The sequence below is a fragment of the Mesorhizobium sp. P3_A9 genome (assembly GCF_056402975.1).
The window spans coordinates 1-1965 of record NZ_JBFUGJ010000611.1; the positions used below are offsets into that span (position 1 = coordinate 1).

General features: G+C 63.2%; 3 protein-coding genes. 2 read left to right on the forward strand and 1 reads right to left on the reverse strand.

Annotation, left to right across the window (positions count from 1 at the left end; all coding sequences use genetic code 11):
* A partial coding sequence (locus AC1DX0_RS35190; RefSeq protein ID WP_477359032.1) for a DUF1402 family protein occupies positions 1-762 on the forward strand: 762 nt, incomplete at its 5' end.
* Between the two features lie 25 nt (positions 763-787).
* Positions 788-1423 carry a DedA family protein gene (locus tag AC1DX0_RS35195; protein ID WP_477221326.1) on the forward strand — a complete coding sequence of 212 codons (636 nt, stop codon included), beginning with the start codon at positions 788-790 and terminating at the stop codon, positions 1421-1423.
* Here the strand turns inward: AC1DX0_RS35195 and AC1DX0_RS35200 are convergent.
* Positions 1407-1965, reverse strand: a 559-nt coding sequence (locus AC1DX0_RS35200; RefSeq protein WP_477359035.1) for a phosphodiester glycosidase family protein, incomplete at its 5' end; no start/stop codon positions are given. The two genes, AC1DX0_RS35195 and AC1DX0_RS35200, sit on opposite strands and share 17 nt — an antisense overlap.

Below are 1965 nucleotides of genomic sequence, written 5' to 3' on the forward strand. Positions count from 1 at the left end.
CGCGAGAAGAAGCTGGTGGCGCATATCAAGCAGGTGGCGGCCGCCTACGACATCGACCCCATCCACATCGTCGGCGCATTGGTCGGCGAACATACCTACAATGTGACGGCCGTCGGCTCCGTCCAGACCTACTATGTAAAGGCGCTGTCCTATTCCGGCCTCGACTTTGCCTTCCGCTACAAGGGCGTGCCGGTGCAGACCTTTGTCCAGCGGCCGGAATTCGCAGCCTGCACTGAGGCCAAGGACAGTTCCACCCTGTGGAGTTGCCGCGACAGGGTGTGGGTGGAACATTTCCGCGGCAAGACGGTCGACGGCGTCACCTATGATGCCCAGACCTTCCAGCAGGCATTCTTCCAGCCCTTCTTCGCCGGCCAGACATTCGGCCTCGGCCAGATCAGCCCGCTAACCGCGCTCGAAGTGACCGATCTGGTCAACAGGGTGAGTGGCTACGATAAGCTCACGCCGGATCATCCGCAGGCGATCTATCGCGATGTCATGGATCCGGACCGCAGCATCGTTTACATCGCCGCGATCGTGCGCGACGCCATCAACGCCTACAAGGAACAGGGCTTCGACATCTCAGGCAATCCGGGGATCACGGCGACGCTCTACAATGTCGGCCAGCCCCGGCAGCGGGCGGCCGATTTGCGCGCGGCGGTTGCCGGCGGCAAGGGCCGCAAACTGCCGGTCGAGAATTATTACGGCTGGCTCGTCAACGACAAGCTCGACGAACTCAGAAGCCTGCTCGACAGCGGTAGCTGAGAAACGCTTTTAACAGGGAGCCTGCGTGCAGTCGTTCATCGACCAGAGCGTTTGTTTCATCGAGAACCATCAGGCGTGGGCCGGCCTCGTGGTCGGGCTGCTGGCCTTTGGCGAGTCGCTGGTGCTCGTCGGCATCCTCTTGCCCGGCACGACGGTGCTCATCATYGTCGGCGGGCTGGTGGGAGCCGGCATCGTCCAGCCGCTGCCCGTTCTTCTGGCTGCGATGATCGGGGCGGCGCTCGGCGATACCATCTCCTATTTCCTCGGCAAATGGCTCGGGCGCGGTGTCGTGCATAAATGGCCGCTCAACCGTCACCGCCGCGAGGTCGCCAGGGCACGGCTGTTCTTCCACCGTTACGGTTTTTGGGCGGTTTTCGTCGGCCGCTTCTTCGGCCCCGTCCGCGCCACCGTGCCGCTGGTCGCGGGCATGATGGGCATGCACCGGCGCCGCTTCCAGATCGCCAACATCCTGTCGGCGATCATCTGGGCTCCGGTCGTGCTGTCGCCGGGATGGCTGGTGGCCAAGGGCGCCGGCAGCATCCCCGAGCTCGATGTGACCAGCCTGTCCGGGTTGGCGGCGATCGCCGTGGTCGCCTTGGTCATCATAGCGGTGATCGCGCTCAAGCTTCGAGCCAAGCGAGAGCCTAGCCCCTCTTCCTGAACACGCCGATCATCGGTCCCAGATTCCAGTAATCATCGTTGCGGCCGATCGCGGGCGCGAACAGGCTCGATATCGTGCCGTCGAGAAACAGCGCATTGTCGCACCCGAGCGCGTCGCGGAACAGCCGGGCGAATGCATGGAAATTCACCGTGCCGTTCGAAATGGCAAAGACCGCGACACCATCCTTGCGCACCCCGACCCCGTCGCGGGACTTGCGCGACGTGCCGTCGGACTGGAATTTAGGATGAAGCTGGCCGTCGATCACCAGCATCGGCCCGGATTGCGTGGCATAGTCGGTGGATGGGCGCTTCCTGACAAAGTCCCTGGTCGCGCGAACCGCAGCCTTGCCTTGGCTGATGTAGAAGATGCCGTTCGGCTGCAGCGAAAAATTGCCGCTTCCCGATCCGGTCTTCACACCAGCCATCTCCTGGCCACGCTCGACATAGAGGCCGACCGGCCTGAGGTCGGGATGATACATGCCGGCATTGATGGCAAACAGCATGGTGCGGCCGGCGGCGCGCTGGGCGTTGTCGAGATTGTGC